The sequence below is a fragment of the Clostridium sp. DMHC 10 genome (genome assembly GCF_001270375.1).
Taxonomy (GTDB): Bacteria; Bacillota; Clostridia; order Clostridiales; family Clostridiaceae; genus Clostridium_S; species Clostridium_S guangxiense.
The window spans coordinates 2,646,584-2,663,716 of sequence record NZ_LGVB01000015.1 but is presented as its reverse complement, the minus strand read 5'-3'; the positions used below and the strand labels follow the sequence as shown (position 1 = coordinate 2,663,716).

General features: G+C 33.2%; 14 protein-coding genes and 2 pseudogenes. 7 read left to right on the top strand and 9 right to left on the bottom strand.

Annotated elements, in window-relative coordinates:
• Positions 1-49 precede the first annotated feature (49 nt).
• Both AGR56_RS14860 and AGR56_RS14855 read left to right on the top strand, forming a co-directional pair.
• The gene (locus AGR56_RS14860) at positions 50-745 is read left to right on the top strand and encodes a hypothetical protein (RefSeq protein WP_053242884.1); all 696 of its coding nucleotides are present in this window, start codon (positions 50-52) and stop codon (positions 743-745) included.
• A gap of 562 nt (positions 746-1,307) precedes the next feature.
• A complete protein-coding gene (locus tag AGR56_RS14855) occupies positions 1,308-2,144 on the top strand; it encodes a polysaccharide deacetylase family protein (RefSeq protein ID WP_231015273.1) in 837 nt (278 codons plus the stop codon).
• Between the two features lie 674 nt (positions 2,145-2,818).
• Here the strand turns inward: AGR56_RS14855 and AGR56_RS14850 are convergent.
• Both AGR56_RS14850 and AGR56_RS14845 read right to left on the bottom strand, forming a co-directional pair.
• On the bottom strand, positions 2,819-3,280 hold the full coding sequence (locus AGR56_RS14850; protein ID WP_053242882.1) for a nucleoside-triphosphatase: 462 nt from the start codon (positions 3,278-3,280) through the stop codon (positions 2,819-2,821).
• Positions 3,277-3,945, bottom strand: coding sequence for a hypothetical protein (locus tag AGR56_RS14845; RefSeq protein ID WP_053242881.1), 669 nt, complete (start codon positions 3,943-3,945; stop codon positions 3,277-3,279). Before AGR56_RS14845 ends, AGR56_RS14850 begins: the two co-directional genes overlap by 4 nt.
• 140 nt (positions 3,946-4,085) lie before the next feature.
• Here AGR56_RS14845 and AGR56_RS14840 point away from each other — a divergent pair, with 140 nt between their 5' ends.
• From AGR56_RS14840 to AGR56_RS14830, 3 genes are read left to right on the top strand one after another with little or no spacing between them, the layout of a single operon-like run.
• Positions 4,086-6,431 carry a xanthine dehydrogenase family protein molybdopterin-binding subunit gene (locus tag AGR56_RS14840; protein ID WP_053242880.1) on the top strand — a complete coding sequence of 782 codons (2,346 nt, stop codon included), beginning with the start codon at positions 4,086-4,088 and terminating at the stop codon, positions 6,429-6,431.
• Positions 6,418-7,248 (top strand): FAD binding domain-containing protein, encoded by an 831-nt coding sequence (locus tag AGR56_RS14835; RefSeq protein WP_053242879.1) that lies wholly within the window; start codon positions 6,418-6,420, stop codon positions 7,246-7,248. The genes AGR56_RS14840 and AGR56_RS14835 overlap by 14 nt, the downstream gene beginning before the upstream one ends.
• Before the next feature lie 3 nt (positions 7,249-7,251).
• Positions 7,252-7,719: a (2Fe-2S)-binding protein gene (locus AGR56_RS14830; RefSeq protein WP_053242878.1), complete on the top strand. Its 468-nt coding sequence runs from the start codon at positions 7,252-7,254 to the stop codon at positions 7,717-7,719.
• A gap of 54 nt (positions 7,720-7,773) precedes the next feature.
• On the opposite strand, the gene AGR56_RS22975 is transcribed toward AGR56_RS14830, so the two are convergent.
• The 4 genes and pseudogenes from AGR56_RS22975 to AGR56_RS19715 form a co-directional block, all read right to left on the bottom strand.
• Positions 7,774-8,340, bottom strand: coding sequence for a GerAB/ArcD/ProY family transporter (locus AGR56_RS22975; RefSeq protein WP_278279652.1), 567 nt, complete (start codon positions 8,338-8,340; stop codon positions 7,774-7,776).
• A gap of 10 nt (positions 8,341-8,350) precedes the next feature.
• Entirely contained in the window at positions 8,351-8,824 is a 474-nt protein-coding gene (locus AGR56_RS22970) for a GerAB/ArcD/ProY family transporter (RefSeq protein WP_278279651.1), read from the bottom strand.
• Positions 8,825-8,896: 72 nt separating this feature from the next.
• Complete coding sequence (locus tag AGR56_RS14820; RefSeq protein ID WP_053242877.1) at positions 8,897-10,054, bottom strand: Ger(x)C family spore germination protein; 1,158 nt, start codon at positions 10,052-10,054, stop codon at positions 8,897-8,899.
• 30 nt (positions 10,055-10,084) lie between these two features.
• Positions 10,085-11,559: pseudogene (locus AGR56_RS19715) on the bottom strand (spore germination protein).
• Between the two features lie 374 nt (positions 11,560-11,933).
• Between AGR56_RS19715 and AGR56_RS14805 the strand changes: the two are divergent.
• Positions 11,934-13,487, top strand: coding sequence for an ABC-F family ATP-binding cassette domain-containing protein (locus AGR56_RS14805; protein WP_053242875.1), 1,554 nt, complete (start codon positions 11,934-11,936; stop codon positions 13,485-13,487).
• A 60-nt stretch (positions 13,488-13,547) separates the two neighbouring features.
• On the opposite strand, the gene AGR56_RS14800 is transcribed toward AGR56_RS14805, so the two are convergent.
• The gene (locus AGR56_RS14800) at positions 13,548-14,726 is read right to left on the bottom strand and encodes an iron-containing alcohol dehydrogenase (protein ID WP_053242874.1); all 1,179 of its coding nucleotides are present in this window, start codon (positions 14,724-14,726) and stop codon (positions 13,548-13,550) included.
• A 218-nt stretch (positions 14,727-14,944) separates the two neighbouring features.
• Here AGR56_RS14800 and AGR56_RS14795 point away from each other — a divergent pair, with 218 nt between their 5' ends.
• Positions 14,945-15,346 (top strand): helix-turn-helix domain-containing protein, encoded by a 402-nt coding sequence (locus tag AGR56_RS14795; protein ID WP_053242873.1) that lies wholly within the window; start codon positions 14,945-14,947, stop codon positions 15,344-15,346.
• Between the two features lie 114 nt (positions 15,347-15,460).
• Here AGR56_RS14795 and larB read toward each other — a convergent pair.
• Together larB and larE are read right to left on the bottom strand one after the other, a co-directional pair.
• Positions 15,461-16,208, bottom strand: a pseudogene (larB, locus tag AGR56_RS14790) (nickel pincer cofactor biosynthesis protein LarB).
• 67 nt (positions 16,209-16,275) lie between these two features.
• Positions 16,276-17,097 carry an ATP-dependent sacrificial sulfur transferase LarE gene (gene larE / locus AGR56_RS14785; RefSeq protein WP_053242872.1) on the bottom strand — a complete coding sequence of 274 codons (822 nt, stop codon included), beginning with the start codon at positions 17,095-17,097 and terminating at the stop codon, positions 16,276-16,278.
• Between the last annotated feature and the right edge of the window lie 36 nt (positions 17,098-17,133).

The following is a 17,133-nucleotide window of genomic DNA, read 5'->3' as shown; positions in this document are numbered from 1 at the left end:
GGCGGATATAATCCTAGAATAAAAAAAGTTTAATGATTTTGGATTTATAATGAGAGATGGTCAGGAAGATATATATTTTAATAAAAATCATATTCATTGTAATGTAGGAGAACTAACTAAGGGTAGAGTTGTTAGCTTTGAGGAAGGATTGAACTATAAAAATAGAAGACCTCAAGCTATAAAAGTAAATTTATTAAGAGATGAAGATAATATAGAATTATTAAAACAATGTGTAGAAAGCATAATGTTTGATAATATTGAATTGTATGATAAATTAGAAATGTTATGGAAGCTTAATTGGGACTTCATCGAAAAGAATTGGAATAACTTTAGCGTTACCTTAAAAATTGTATATCTATATAGATTATGTAGAGAAAATAAGGATTTTCCTATAATTGAAAATATAAATGAAAAAAATAAAATAATAAGAGCTATGCTGTTACTTTTATGGAGTAAGTTTAATGGTGGAGAAGCATCGATGGTGTTTAAAAAAGCAGCTAAACTTATTGAAGAATATAGAGACGAAATAATAGGTGATAAAGATGCCAAAAGAAAAGTAGTAAGTTTTATAATTCCAACTAGGGAAAAGGGAATTATAGATGTGTTAAAGCCATTGAGGTATTGGAGCATTATGGAGTTTATAGAAAGCTGCAGTAAAATGTCTATTGCCAGGGAACTTGAAAATTCAGAATCTCCATTAATTAACATGATATATGCTGTAAATTTATATACGAAAATAAAATAATGTAAAATTTTAATTTTTGTTCGTTAATATAATAAAGCCAGTTTAAGTATGGTTATTAAAGATACTTTAATAGCCATACTTATTTGTGTTTCATTTTAAAGCTAGAAAAAAAGTATAGTATTTGCATTGTGATTTTTTTAATTATGTTGGATAACATCAAATTTATTATGTTGTAATTATATTGTAATAAATTTGTACATATTTATTATAATGTTGAGTGGTATTATATATGTGGAACAAGTTTAACTATAAATTTATATGAGTTTTATAATTTTTTTAATTAATAGTTGAAACAAGATATATAAATTAAGTTTAAAGTAGTTTCTCTGTAGATAATTCGCTTCAACTATTGAAATTAATTTGTACAATAATGCTCAGAAGACGGCATTTTGGCACAAGTAAATTTTAAGTTTCAGGGTGGTTTATCTTTATAGGGTTACCGACTCAACTATTAAGTTATACATGCATCATAATGCCTAGAACATGCATTTTGAAACATGTATAACTTAAGTTTCGGTACGGTAACCCTTTAGTTATACTTTGCATATAGAAGGTGAATTTATTGAAAAACAAAAAAGGAATCATATTTATTGTCTTAACCTGTTTTATCGCTGTAGGTTGTTGGAAAGCTTTTTTTCAATTTGGAAGATATTATAGTGAAAAATCCAAGGTAGATGCGGAAGTTAAAAATGTCCAAGTTAAAAAGGTAGTAAAAAAAGAAAATAAAACTAATGTAAGAAGTGGAATGGAGGTGTTTAAGGTTAATAGTGAGCCAGGAGAGTTTGAACCATGGAGACTTGAAAAAGATAGTAAGAAGAAGATAGTATACCTGACTATAGATGATGGACCATCTTATAATACAAGAAAAATATTAGATATACTTAGAGAAAATAATATAAATGCAACATTTTTTTTAATTGGTCAAAATGCAGAGAGATATCCCCAGTTTGTAAGACAAGAAGTAGAGGAAGGAAATTCTATAGCTAACCATACCTATAGTCATCCACTAAGATACAGAGGATCTGCTCAAGGTTTTATAGATGATGTAAACAAATGTGATAGAATACTTAGAAACATAGTTGGTGATAAATACATCTCAAAATTTATGAGATTTCCCGGAGGTGCATTTGAGAGTGAAAAAAGGCTTGAACCTTATAGAGATGCAGTAAAGCAAAACGGTTATAGGTTCCTTAACTGGAATGCTATGACGGGCGATGCAGATAGAAATCTTGAACCTGTAGAATACCTCATAAATCATGTAAAAAACGATGTAAGAGGAGAAAAGATTGTGGTTTTATTGATGCACGATGCACCTGCGAAGACTACTACTGTACAGGCTCTTCCAACAATAATACAATACCTTAAAAGCCAAGGCTACACCTTTGGAGTATTTAAGTAAACCTACGCGGGGCTTGGGCTTTCAATGTCATCAACTTAAAGAAAAAAATTTGGATTTTATAAAAATCCAAAATTTTTTTGTTTTTAAATATATTTTTATATGTTATATTTAAAGCAAAAAGGAGCTTCTTCTGATGGTAAAAAAACATGAGAGAATTATGTTAGTCTTTAAAGAAATACAAACAGGGGAAAAACCAAGATTTATTAGAATTTTTTTAAACCGTTCCTTCAGCATTGTTACTTCACCCCCACGGTAGTGCAAGGAAAAAATTCCTCCGTACCTACGGAATTTTGACGTGAATCTTTATAATCCTTTATTTAAACAATTTAGCATTTATTTTATTGTAAAATATCATTTACAGTGTGTTTTTCGTAGAGAATCGGATTATAGAAAGTACATAACATTTTGTTCATGAATCACATGGCTTACGCCCAAACTCCAATATGTGTATCTTCCTTGCTTTTTCGGGCTAAGTGAAGTGATGTTGACTTGGGATGGTTTAAATAAAGCTTTATAAATCTTAGATGATAAATCGTAAAAGTCTTAGAGAATTTAATCTGCTTGAGCGTATGCGAGTTATTAAATTCTCTTAGATTTTTAGGATTTATCATCTTAGATTTATTAGCTTTATTTAATATCCCAAATCAATATCACCTCGCTAAATTCTAGTTTATCTATATAATCTTATAGTCTTTTATATTGTATTTACATATTATCATTTTAACACAGCTTTTCCTTATAACAACATATAATTCCTTATTAAGCGTGAGACAGCGCTGAAACAGCTTATGGAAACCCTTGTTTTGAAGTTCTAGAGGACCAATTCCGTCTATAAATATTGGTTCCTCTGATGCAAGCAGTGAATTAATTATTTGTTCTGCAAACTTTAGTGCCGCCCTAGAGAAACTATAGGTTTCATAACTGTATTCCTCTTGCCAGCAATTTGGAAGCTTCCCCTTTAAAGACCATATTACACTTTCACCACTTGATAATCTTACAATTTTCTGTCCTATATAAAAATTTTCATTGTATATCTTCTTATTAAAAAATCCATCCCCTTTACCTAAATTTTTATAGATATTAACAAGCTTTGTTGATTTTCCTGAATTAACGCTTCCAGTAATTATATTAATCATATGAATTTATGCAGCACTATAGCAAATAAAAACATTGCAATGGATAAAGCAATTTTTATACTTATGCCTCCTTGCTTCTCCTTTACCCGTTTTTTTGAAAATCTTTCTCTTAATATTAAATATGCTTCAATAATGATAGTATTTGCGGCACTTTCAAGCAGCATGAATTGTAAAAATGGATTTAACGCTCTGAGCTGCGATGTAGATATAACTGCTTTTGGCATAAACAAAAAAATATATGTTAGGAAAATTGCTCTCCATGCTACATTTACTCCAGCTATGCCTAAAACTCCTACCTTCTTATTCCTTTTTTCCATTACCTTGTACAAAATAAGCAGTGAGACCACCTCAAAAATTATAGAGGCAGATGGATTAACCACCTTAATAACGTTTGGTTCAATAAACAAATCAGTAAGCTTTATTGCTGCTGCGACAAAGCCTCCATAAAGCACGCACCACGCATCCCCTGTTTTTCTATAGATTTTATCCAAAAAATAAAAAGCAAGAGGAAACCATATACACCATCCTACGCTTAAATTCATTCGATGTAATAGGTATCCAAGTGTAGCTTCAACTATACCCCAAATAGATCCAAAGAATACAACAGTGCAGAAATTTTTCCATAGTTTCTCCTGCTGACGTAATTTTATTAACCAATTAATCATATAAATCCCCCAAATTTAAATATTCCTTATATTTTATTTTTCTTATTTAATTTTTATGACATTCAAAGTAAACTGCATACTTATCATTGAATTGGCAAATATATACTATAATAATATCTTTTCATAAGGAGGTAAATCACTTGAGTAACACAGTAGGAATTGGAGTAAGCATACCAAGAAAAGAAGCTTTTGATAAAGTTACAGGGGCAGCGAAATATACTGATGATCCACTACTTCCTGGTACTTTACACGCAAAAATACTTACAAGTCGTTATGCACATGCAAAGATTGAATCAATAGATGTATCGGCAGCAAGAAAAGCATCTGGTGTTCAAGCAGTAATAACAGGGGATTCCTTTCCTACCATGTGTGGCTCAGTAATAAAAGACAGACCTCCTATAGCAAAGGATAAAGTTCGTTATTACGGTGAACCAGTAGCAATAGTAGTTGCAAACAGCGAGCAAGAAGCAATGAAGGCTCTAAAACTAATAAATATAAAATATAGACCTCTGCCTGTTGTCAATTCAGTAAATGATGCCTTAAGACCAAATGCGGTCCTTGTACATGAAAATTTAATGCAGTATGAGCATACAGTACATGATGTATATCCTGAGAAAAACACAAATATTTCCGATAGAATTCAAATAAGAAAAGGCGATATAAAAAAAGGATGGGCGGAAAGCGAAATTACTGTAGAAGGAAACTTTTCTCTCCCACAGTCTGACCATATCGCAATGGAAACTAGAAACTCCAAAGCTCAAATTATGACTGATGGAAGAGTAATAATTTATACCTCTTCCCAAGCACCATATTCTGTAAAAACTCTTTTAAGCAAATATTATAATATACCTGAAGGAAACATAGTCGTTAAAGTACCTTTTGTAGGTGGTGGATTTGGCGGAAAGGCGACTGTGAATTTAGAGCTTCTTGCATATATTGCCTCAAAAGCTGTTAATGGTAGATTAGTTAAAATATCAAACTCAAGGGAAGAAGATATTAAAACTTCGCCTTGTAAAATAGGTCTCGAAGCAAACTTAAAAATAGGGGCAGAGAAAAATGGAATTATTAAAGTCCTTGAAGCTAAGTACATGGTTGACAGTGGTGCTTACGCTGATAGTACTCCCCGCATAGCTAAGGCCATAGCTGTAGATGGTTCAGGTCCATATAACATTGATAATATATGGTGTGATTCATTATGTGTTTACACCAATCATACTTATACAACTGCTTTTCGTGGATTTGGTCATACAGAATACACTTTTTGCATGGAAAGATTGATGGATAAATTAGCAGAAAAGCTTGGTATTGATCCGTTAGAACTAAGAGCTAAAAATGCTATAAAACCTGGTCAGCATACGCCAACACAAGTAAAAACAACCGTAAGCAATATAGGAGATTTATCCTCTTGTCTAAAAAAATTAAAAAAGCTAGCAAAATGGGAGGAAGGTCAAGTAATAAGAACAAAAAATGGCATGATAAAAGCCAAGGGAATAGGCTGTCTTTGGAAAACCTCAGATTCACCAACTGATGCTGTTTCTGGAATTTTTCTAACCTTTAATACAGATGGAAGCTTAAATCTCAACTCTGGAACTGTTGAAATTGGTCCTAGCACAAAGACCACTTTAGCTCAAATCCTTGCCGAAAGATTAAAAATGGATGTAGCAAGAATTCATGTATTTATGGGCGTAGACACCCAGGTTTCACCGGAGCATTGGAAAACTGTTGCAAGCATGTCGACATTTATGGCAGGAAGAGCTACCCTTAGAGCTGCGGAAGATCTTATCCGCCAACTAAAAAGTGTAGCTGCTACTGTTATGAAATCTCCTCCAGAAGATTTAGACATTAAAGAAGAAAAAGTATATTTAAGGCAAGATCCTGAAATATACGTTTCTTTTAAAGATTTAGCCAGAGGACATAAACAAGCAAATGGTCTTGCAGTTGACGGACAAATACTTGGACGTGGAAGCTTTATAATGAGCCATATTACCGATATAGATGAAGAAACAGGAAAGGGTAAACCTGGCCCAGCTTGGACTGTAGGTGCTCAAGCTGTCGAAATAGAGTATGATCCAAAGAATTTTACATATAGACTCTTAAAAGCCATTACAGTCCTAGATGCAGGCAAAGTAATCAATCCTAAAACCGCAAGAGGTCTTATAATGGGAGGAGTAAATATGGGATTTGGGATAGCCACTAGAGAAGCCTTTGAATACGATGCTGATGCTAAACTTCAGACTACTACGCTTCGAACTTATAAACCAATAAGATTTGGTGAAAATCCTGAGTATGTAGTGAAATTTATTGAAACACCACAAATTGATGCACCCTTTGGAGCTCGAGGACTTGCGGAGCATGGAATAATAGCAATCCCAGCTGCATTTTCAAATGCTATATCAAAGGCAGCCGAGTATGAATTTGATAGCCTTCCCATAACACCTGAAACAATTTGGAAAGCTAAAACTGGAGGAAATTATGATACCCTTTGATTTTGAATACTATAAACCTGACACAATTGAAGAAGCCATCAAATTATATTTAGATTTAAGCATTAAAGGAAATAAGCCTTTATATTATGGCGGCGGAACTGAAATCATAAGTATGGCAAGAGCTTACAATGTATACACTGAAGCAGTTATTGATATAAAAGGCATTGCAGAATGTAATGTTCAAGAATTAAAAAACAACAAACTTATTATTGGAGCTGCTGTTACTCTTACACAAATTGCCGAAGCAAATTTATTTCCTTTACTTGCCTTAACAGTGCAAAGAATCGCAGACCACACTGTGCAGGATAAAATCACGCTTGGAGGAAATATAGCAGGTACTATTATATACCGTGAGGCTGTATTACCACTTTTAGTATCTAACAGCGAGGTAGTTATAGCAACCCCAAACGGGATAAAGCAGGTTTTATTAAAAGATATATTTGATAAAAGAATAAAATTAAGCAGCGGTGAATTTATAGTAAGCATAGTAATAGACAATCATTTTTTATCTTTGCCATATTGTCATGTAAAAAGAACTAAAAGTGATAAAATAGACTACCCATTAATTACACTTGCAGCACTTAAAGATAATAACGGAATAAACATAGCCTTTAGTGGACTTTGCAACTATCCATTTAGATCTTCTTTAATTGAAGGTTATTTAAACGATCCTAATCTTCAAAATAAAATTAAGATCAACAACACCATAGATAACATACCAGGCTCAATACTAACTGACTTAACTGGATCAGCTAATTTTAGAAAATTTATGCTGCAAAGAATGCTTATAGAAGTTTTAAAGAAATTGGAGGGATAGCATATGTTAAAGATCTCTGGCAAAACCATAATCGTATTAAATGTAAATGGAGAAGATAGGGAAGTGGCTGCGAAACCATCAGATATCTTGCTTAATACCCTTCGAAATGAGTTAGGACTTACAGGAGCTAAACCTAGCTGCGAAAATGGAGACTGTGGTTCATGCACCATTCTTGTAGATGGCTGGCCAATAAAATCCTGCTTAATGCTGACAGTTGAAGCAATAGGTAAAAAGATAGTAACTGTTGAGGGCTTAAAAAATGCACCAATACAAAAAGCTTTTGTAGAAAACTGGGGCTTTCAATGCGGCTATTGTACTTCTGGATTTTTGATGGTCTGTCACGCTCTAGCTACTATCCATCCTGATGCAAATGATTATGTAATACAGCAGTGGCTGCAATCAAATATTTGTCGATGTACAGGTTATGAAGAAATAGAAAATGCAATTAAATCGATTCTAAAAAATAATTAATTTTTTAAATTAGCGTTTGAAAAATCGAGAAAAAATTATTTATCAGTATACTCTTTACTTTTTTCTCCTATATTTACGTACTTTTTTTACACCCAAAGCTAAAGCAATTAGCAATGGTATTCCGAAATCAATTGGAATAGAAAAATACTTCCATACATGTTCTCTTAAATTTAGAAAATACACCCTATTATTAGCCATATAATATGTGGCAACTATCATTACTAAACCAAAAATAATAATCAATAGCTTTTTCTTTTTTATTCCAGTAGTTTGCACAAATGCCTCTAAGGAGCATGAACTCAAAACCCCTGCTTGAATCATTATGCTCCAATACCACAATGCAACCATAAATGATTCAAAACGATGAAGGTATTTAGTAATTTGAATAGATCTTACAAAATCCATGCTAGCAATACGCATTAATGCTACCACTTTAGGTCCCATAACCATTAATTCTACAACAAAATAAAATACAAAGAAAAAGCCTCCGATAATTAGCCCAGAAACAGCTGCTCCAAAAATGCTTTTTCGATCATGCACCATTGGCAAAAGCATTGGCGCAACTAGTGGAGATAAGCCTACAAATGTATCGACCTGCAGACTTGACTTAAATACATTCACAACTCCTGAATCAAAAAAAAGGTTTAATCCTGCTGATATCTATTTCACTAAGAGAAGCTGCAAAAACCATCAAATAAAAAATTACAGCTGCTTTAAATGCAATAACTCCTACCCTTGCAATAACTTCAGGTCCCTTCCATATTAAATAGCATATTACAGAAACATGCATCGTAATAATCACCAAAAAAGGTGTTCCTGTGAGTAAAAAATCACTAAGATGATGTATGTACATAGATATTGAACTAGCAGCAGAAATAAAAAAATATACTACAAGTAGTACTCCCAAAACTTTCCCCAATACGTTTCCCAGCAGTTCCTCACTGTATTCCATTATTGTTTTGTTCGGAAATTTTTGTCCGATATAAATAATAAGAAGAACAAATGGCAGTACGGTAAGTACGCTTATAATACCACTTATCCACATATCACGCCCTACCTCTCTCGCTAACATGCCACTGGCATAATTAATTGTTGAAGGCCACATAATGCAAATTAATATATCTCTGAACTGCTTATTGTTAATGACTTTCTTTTCTTTTTACATGTTATTTACCCCTTATTTCGCTTTGGTTGTTTCAAGCGGTTTTGCCAATGATACATGACGAATATCTACTTTTACAGCTACATTTACCTCAACATTTTTAAAAATTTCCTTCCATTTCGGATACATTTCATGCCACTTTTCTTTGTGCTGACTGTGAAGTACGCGGCCTAAACCAATAAAATCTATTTGATCATTTTTTGCCGTTATTATTGTAGATTGTATATCCTTTGCAATGGCTGTTTCCATCGCCTTCTCAAGTTCATTCAATTTTTGTATATCATTAAAATTAGTATCACATGATTGCTCAGTAATGTTGGCGCTTACATTTACTTTAACTGTAAAGCTTGGCACTCCACTTTGCATATGGCTTTTCAGGGATGTCTTAGCTTTTTTAATTTCCAGTGTTACAGGTTTATAGTCATAGGGACAATTGACAACCATTATAGAATCTTTCATTTGGTTTTTAATCCATAAAAGTCCTCTTGTCTGTTCTTCCTTCAATGCACCAGATACCTTACCACCATCAAAAACATATGCGCCGCTTGTTTTTAAAAAATGTGGTAATTTTGACTTATCAAGAATAATTCTTGAAGTTACCGGACCTACATTAGGATCAAGATAGTCTTCAAGAAAATCTTTAAGCATTATCATGTAAGACTTACCATTTAAACTTCTATTTTCAATTATTTTTTCCAAATATATAGATGGATCTTTTTCCGTTTCAGGTACAATATCAATAACCTTTGCCGCCTCACCCGGTGTAACTGCTACTAAAGCTCTCAAACGTATTTCGGGATTTCTGCTAAAAAAATCAAATATTTCTAAGGTATTACTTCTTGCCAAATCTTCACTTATAACTATTACTTTAATATGAGACCAAAAAATACGACGGGATGATATTGAAGACATATTACGTATTGCCTCAAAGATTGTTTTGCCCGTACTTGAAATTATCCAATAAGGTTTAGCCTTTTGGCTGGCAGAACCTGATGGTGTCTTACTGTAAGTATCAGGACTTGCAATTTGTGCTGTCACTTTAAATCCATTATCAGTTTTATCCAAGCCTATACTTAATACAAAAGCAAGTTCATCAATTTCTCTAGCATCCCAACACCCAGTCTGCAAAAGTGAAAATATAATAACTAACACACAAGCTATTTTCCTCTTCATCCGTATTTCTCCTTTCACTTTAAAACAGAGTTATTTATTGTCGCTTTTTTCGTTGGAATCTGTTTTGAATTCAGGTTTTGCATTGTGCCTCATCCTTCTAAATCCTTTACGAGCAATATAACTTGGAAGCCAATTCATTTTCCACCATGGAGGTCTTACCATAATGTCTTTGTTCCCATTTTTACCTGCTGATGTAAAAGGCTCCAAATAACTGACCCCAAAAGAACGCAGGCTATTTAAATGAATAACTATTATACTTAATCCTGCTAAAATACCAGGCAAACCGAGTACCGCAGCCAGTATCATAAGCGGAAACCTTAGCAATCGTCCTGAAATTGAGGCATTAAAGGCTGGAATAGCAAAAGAACTTATTCCTGTTAAAGCTACAACAATTACCATTGCCTGTGAAACAATTCCGGCCTGAACTGCAGCCTGACCTATAACAAGACCACCTACTATGCTCACCGCTTGACCTGCCTGCCTTGGTAAGCGCAGACCTGCCTCCCTTAAAATTTCAAATGTAGCTTCCATCATAAATGCTTCTCCTATACTAGGAAAAGGTACGCCCTCACGAGAAGCTGCAATTGACAAGGCCAGTGTAGTAGGAATCATTTCCTGATGAAAGCTTGTTAAAGCAATATACGTTGCAGGAAGAATAACCGAAATAAAATAAGCACTGATTCTAACAAACCTTGTAAGTGTTCCTATTGGAAATCGTTCATAATAGTCATCTGTTGATTGAATAAACTGAAAAAAATTGTAGGAACTATTAATACATAAGGAGTTGTATCTACAAGAATGGCCACGCGTCCCTCTAAAAGAGCTGCAGAAACCTTGTCAGGTCGTTCGCTGTGTTCTATCTGAGGAAATGGAGATAAAGGAGTATCTTCTATTAGTTCTTCAACATAACCGCTCTCAAGTATACCGTCAATTTTAATCCTCTCCAATCGACTTTTAACTTCATTTATTATCTCCTTCTTTGCTATACCTTCGAGATAGACTACTAATACCTTTGTTTTGGTTTTTGCACCTATTTTAAATGCTTCCATTCTTAAATCGGAACTTTTAATACGACGTCTTATTAAAGCAGTATTATTTTCAATGTTTTCTGTAAAACTATCCTTTGCTCCTCTCACTGAATTTTCACTGGTGGGTTCAGAAATAGCTCTATCTTTCCATCCAGAACTTCCTATTATAAGTGTCTTATCTATTTTGTCCAAAAGAAAAATTGTATTTCCACTAATTAATTCATTTACTATATTATTAACATCAGATTCTTCACTTACACAGATATTAGGTATACCATATCCTTCTATCCCTTGAAAAAGCTCAGCATTGTCTTTGACCCTGCTAAACCTTCCATTCGACATCAATGAACCTATAACTTGTTCATTAATGAGCTCTCTTTCAGCCAAGCCTTTAATCAAAATAACCGCTGCTTTTATTATTTGATTCTCTGTAATAATGGTAAACTCCCTAACTACTATATCACTGGCAAAACCCATTATTTCTTTTATTGTTTCAATATTAGAAGTTAAATCTAAGGAGAGTTTTATTTCCTGCGGTACTTCTTTTTCAGATTTTTTATCTTGTTTTAAAGCTCTATCTTTCTCCGCATTGTTGAAATGTTTTAAAAATGACACAGCAACCCCTCCTTTAGAATATAGTTACAAATTTAGTATGGTTAATATAGTTAAAATTATTCACACAACTAAATTCAGCAGCAATTATGGTGTAAAAAGTGTACTACCTACTTATAATAGATAGATTTCTAGCCAATCCCCCTATACACGACCCAAAACGTTACAGAAATGTTTATAGACTTGAGAGCTAAAAAAAACTTATGATATGATTTTAATAAGCAAAGGAAGTAGATAACATGAGTATTTTAACAGTTGAAAATATGAGCCACTCATTTGGTGATAGAGTAATATTTAAAAACGCAGCTTTTAGACTCTTAAGAGGAGAGCACATTGGTCTAATTGGCGCCAATGGAGAAGGCAAATCGACTTTTATGAAGATTATTACAGGTGAACTCCTGCCAGATGACGGCACAATTGAATGGAATAAAAAGTTTAGCATAGGTTATATGGATCAGCACGTCGATTTAAAAAGTGGAAACACTACCCTTACTACTTTAAAAGGTGCATTTTCAAAATTATTTGATATAGAGAAAAAAATCAATAACTTGTGTAATGAGCTCGGTACTATGGATAAAAATGAACTTGCAAAAGCCATTGATAAACTCTCAAACCTGCAAGAAATTTTAGACAAAAACGACTTTTACAGCATAAATACAAAAATACAGTCAACTGCTGCAGGCCTTGGAATTAGGGAACTTTTAGATAAAGATGTTTCGGCTTTAAGCGGAGGCCAAAGGACTAAAGTTTTACTTGCTAAGCTTCTACTAGAAACACCAGATATTTTGTTATTAGATGAACCTACTAATCATCTTGATGAAGAGCACATAGAATGGTTAAAAAATTATCTAATAAATTATGAAAATGCATTTATATTAATATCACATGATAATAGCTTTTTAAACGACGTAGTAAATATAGTTTATCATCTTGAGCATAAAATCTTAACAAGATATGCTGGAAATTACGATTATTTTCTAAAGCTTTATGAAATAAGAAAGCAGCAGCTTCAAATTGAATACAAAGAACAGCAAAATGAGATTGCAAAGCTTGAAGATTATATAAGAAAAAATAAAGTAAGAACTGCAACTGCAAAACAGGCAAAAGCAAGAGAAAAAAAGCTAAATAAAATTGAAAGAATAGAAATAAAAAAGAATACAATAAAACCTCATTTTAACTTTAAATGTGCTAAGATGCCAGAAAGCATAATTTTTAGGACTAACAATCTAGTTATCGGATACATCACTCCCTTAAGCAAACCTCTAAATCTAAAAATGAAAAGAGGAGAAAAAATTGCAATAACCGGAGCTAATGGTTTAGGAAAAACAACTCTCTTAAAAAGTCTGCTTGGGCTATTAGAACCTATAGATGGTCAGGTAACTTTAAGCGAATATAAAAAAGTAGGATACTTTGAGCAAGAAATTGCAGAAAATAATACCAACACAGTTTTATATGACGTTTGGAATACCTTTCCTGACTTAACCCAAACTGAAGTTAGAAGCGATCTTGCTAAATGCGGATTAACACGCCAACACATAGATAGCCCAATTAATATATTGAGTGGAGGAGAGCAAGCCAAGGTTAGATTATGCAAACTTATCAATAGACCTACTAATATATTAGTATTAGATGAGCCTACTAATCACTTAGATATCTATGCCAAAGATGAACTTAAGCGTGCTTTAAAAGAGTATGAAGGCAGTATAATTTTAGTATGCCATGAACCAGAATTTTACGAAGATATTGTGGCAAATGTATGGAATTGTGAAGATTGGACTATTAAAACACATTAAGAAGTTTATGTTCCAAAAATAATATAAAATCGCCAAATTTTGTGCTTGGCGATTTTATTTTTACTTATAAGCTTTATTCATAATATCTATTGTTTCTTCAAGTGATAATGAATATGGATCTACCTCAAACAATCCACCCATTGTTGTACGGGCATTTTTTGCAAGTGCTGGAATTTCCTCTTTCGTAATTCCGTAGTCGGACATTTTAAGCTCACGTACGCCGCACTCTTCTTCAAGTTTAACAAGTGCTTTTACAAATGCCATAGGTCTTTTTTCTTCTGGAAGAGAAGAAACATCTATCCCCATAGCCTTGGCCATATCTATAAATTTATCAGGTGCCTTGGATGCAAAGAACGTATAGTATTCTTCTGACAGCATAATTAGTCCAGCACCATGTGGAAGCTTATTATGATTAGCGCTAAGAGCATGTTCCATTGAATGTTCAGAGGTACAGCTTGATGTAGATTCAACAAGCCCAGAAAGAGTATTCGCTAAAGCCACCTTAGTACGTGCCTCTATATTGCTGCCGTCTTTTACGCAGATAGGCAAATATTTAGCTATTAACTCAATACTTTTAAGAGCATAGGCATCACTAATTGGCGTTGCTATTTTTGCAATATAACCTTCAGTTGAATGAAAAAGTGCATCAAAGCCTTGATAAGCTGTTAAATTTTGGGGAACAGTTAGCATAAGCTCTGGATCAACTACAGAAAGCACTGGAAATGTATGTTCACAGCCAAAACCTATTTTCTCATTAGTATCCTCTTTTGTTATAACTGTCCATGGATCAGCTTCTGTACCTGTCCCTGCTGTCGTAGTTATTGCAACAATAGGGAGAGCTCCATTTTCTAAAGACTTTGCCTTTCCTGATCCACCAACTACATAATCCCAATAATCACCAGGATTTATTGCCATAACAGCAATACTCTTTGCAGAATCAATACTACTGCCACCACCAAGTCCTATTACAAAATCGCACTTTTCCTTCTTAGCAAGTTCTGCTCCCTCCATAACATGTGATTTTATAGGATTAGGTAAAATTTTATCAAACAAAACATATTTAATCGATTTATCAGTTAAAATTTTTTCTAAACGATCTAGATATCCATTTCTCTTCACAGAATTTCCTGAACTAATAACTATTAGTGCCTTCTTACCTGGAAGTTCTTCTTTCGTTAATTCATTTAATTTGCCAGGTCCAAATAAAATTTTTGTAGGAATAAAATAATTAAAATTCATAGCAAAGTACCTCCAATATAATAATATTATTTGTAAAAATATAATTTTAACCTTTTATGCAAGTACATATATAGTATAATAAGTTATATAATTACTATCAAGAATGCACTTTATTGATACATTGTATCATGTATGATACCACGTACATCTAAAAAAGAAAGGAAGGCAGTTTTAGTGAAGAGCTAATACTTATTACACACTTTCACTAAAAATAACTTATGAGCAATAAAAATGAAAAGCCAAAGGAAGCTATATGTGAACTTGAAGTAAGCTTTGGTGTTATGGGCGGCAAATGGAAGCCCTTAATTCTATGGTTCTTATGGAAATTTCATACTTTAAGATTTAGTCAACTACAACACTTAATACCTGATATAACCCATAAAATACTAACAAAGCAACTAAGGGAACTTGAAGAAAATGCGCTTATAGAAAGAAAAGTATACCCAGAAGTTCCACCAAAGGTTGAGTATTCTATTACTAAAAATGGCAAAGAAATAATTCCCATTCTTGATAAACTATGTGATTGGGCATACAAAAATAATTTTTTTGGATACAAACTAAAATATAATATATGTGACATAGATATAAATGATTCATTATTAGATGATAATAACCTTTAACAAAATTTATTATTATCACTTTTATATAAACCATTTAAAGTGATAATCAAAAAATCGCCGGGCTTTATAGTTTGGCGATTTCACTAAAATTAGCTTACCGGGAAATCCGTTTTTTTATAACTTATTTATCATACTAGCAGTATATGCTGCACCAAAGCCATTATCAATATTAACCACACTTACACCACTTGCACAGCTATTTAACATTGATAATAGAGCTGTAACTCCTCCAAGGCTTGTTCCGTAACCAACACTAGTTGGGACTGCAATAACTGGCTTATCCACAAGGCCTCCCACAACGCTGGCCAGCGCCCCTTCCATTCCTGCAATAACTATTACAACTTTAGCTCCCCTAATAACATCCAATCTTGCAAAAAAGTCTATGGATGCCTGCGACTCCTACATCCACAACCTTAATAGCTTCATTCCCTAGTATTTTAGCAGTTTCATAGGCCTCCTCCACAACTGGCAAATCCGAAGTACCAGCAGCCACGATTGCAATATAACTATCTGTTAATGCTTGTTCCTTTTTCTTTATGGTTATTGTCCTCCCAAGTTCATTATACTCTGCTTCCTCACATATTTCTTTTACTGCTTCATACATTTCTTTGGTAGCTCTAGTTCCTAATATGTTATTGTTCTTTGCAAGCATAAACTTAACAATATCTCTAACCTGGTCTACCGTTTTTCCAGCACAATATATTACTTCTGGATAACCAACCCTCATTTCTCTATGGTTATCTATTTTAGCAAAACCTAAATCTTTAAAAGGTAAATCTTCTAGCTGCTCGAGAGCTTCTTCTACATTTATTTTATTATTTTTAACACCTTCCAATAAAACTTTAATTTCTTTTTTATTCACTAGCTTTCCCTCCTAAGATTTCTACTTGCTTTTCTAAAATTTTCATCTTTACCGATACTTTATCTAATTATTTCTTTTCTTCTGCAGAAAGAACTTCATTCATACTACCAGTTCTATATCCTAGGATATCTAAAGTAACATAAGTAAATCCTATCTTTTTAAACTTCTCTCCTATCTTATCCATTACGTGAACATCAAAAAATTTAGCCCTTTCCTCAGGAGAGACTTCAATTCTAGCTATTTCACCATGATGTCTTACTCTCACTTGTTTTATGCCCATATCAATTAAAAACTGTTCTGCTTCCTCTACCATTTTAAGCTTTGGAATAGTTATTTTCTTTCCATAAGGAAATCTAGAAGATAGACATGCAAAGGATGGTTTATTCCAAGTTGGAAGTTCCAACTCTTTTGAAAGTTCTCTTATATCTGCTTTAGTAAGATTCGCTTCTTTAAGTGGACTTATTACTCCTAACTCTCTAGCTGCTTGCATTCCTGGTCTGTAATCACCGTTATCATCAAGGTTTGAGCCATCAAAAATATACTCCACCCCATTTTCCTTTGCTACTTTACCTATCTTTGTAAAAAGTTCTTTTTTGCAATAGTAACACCTATTTTTAGGATTGCTAGCAAATCCCTCTATATCTAACTCTTCTGAAGATATAATTAAATGCTTTACTCCCATATTCTTAGCATATTTAATTGCCTCATTTAATTCTCTCTCAGGATAAGTTGATGATGTAGCTGTAACTGCTATCATTTTATCACCTAATACCTCATGTGAAACCTTAACTAAAAATGTACTATCCACTCCACCTGAAAAAGCGATTGCTGCACTGCCCCTTCTTTTTATATTATCTTTTAATAATTGAAATTTCTCTTGTAATAGCATATTTGCTTTCCTCCCCAACATTACTTTTTTTCATTA

Excerpts from the sequence above, each read along its gene's own strand:
- larE (WP_053242872.1), bottom strand. The coding sequence starts at position 17,097 with ATGCTATTACAAGAGAAATTTCAATTATTAAAAGATAATATAAAAAGA.
- AGR56_RS14845 (WP_053242881.1), bottom strand. The coding sequence starts at position 3,945 with ATGATTAATTGGTTAATAAAATTACGTCAGCAGGAGAAACTATGGAAA.
- AGR56_RS14820 (WP_053242877.1), bottom strand. The coding sequence starts at position 10,054 with ATGAAGAGGAAAATAGCTTGTGTGTTAGTTATTATATTTTCACTTTTG.
- AGR56_RS14850 (WP_053242882.1), bottom strand. The coding sequence starts at position 3,280 with ATGATTAATATAATTACTGGAAGCGTTAATTCAGGAAAATCAACAAAG.
- AGR56_RS14800 (WP_053242874.1), bottom strand. The coding sequence starts at position 14,726 with ATGAATTTTAATTATTTTATTCCTACAAAAATTTTATTTGGACCTGGC.
- AGR56_RS14830 (WP_053242878.1), top strand. The coding sequence starts at position 7,252 with ATGTTAAAGATCTCTGGCAAAACCATAATCGTATTAAATGTAAATGGA.
- AGR56_RS14805 (WP_053242875.1), top strand. The coding sequence starts at position 11,934 with ATGAGTATTTTAACAGTTGAAAATATGAGCCACTCATTTGGTGATAGA.
- AGR56_RS14860 (WP_053242884.1), top strand. The coding sequence starts at position 50 with ATGAGAGATGGTCAGGAAGATATATATTTTAATAAAAATCATATTCAT.
- AGR56_RS14835 (WP_053242879.1), top strand. The coding sequence starts at position 6,418 with ATGATACCCTTTGATTTTGAATACTATAAACCTGACACAATTGAAGAA.
- AGR56_RS22970 (WP_278279651.1), bottom strand. The coding sequence starts at position 8,824 with ATGTGGCCTTCAACAATTAATTATGCCAGTGGCATGTTAGCGAGAGAG.
- AGR56_RS14795 (WP_053242873.1), top strand. The coding sequence starts at position 14,945 with ATGAGCAATAAAAATGAAAAGCCAAAGGAAGCTATATGTGAACTTGAA.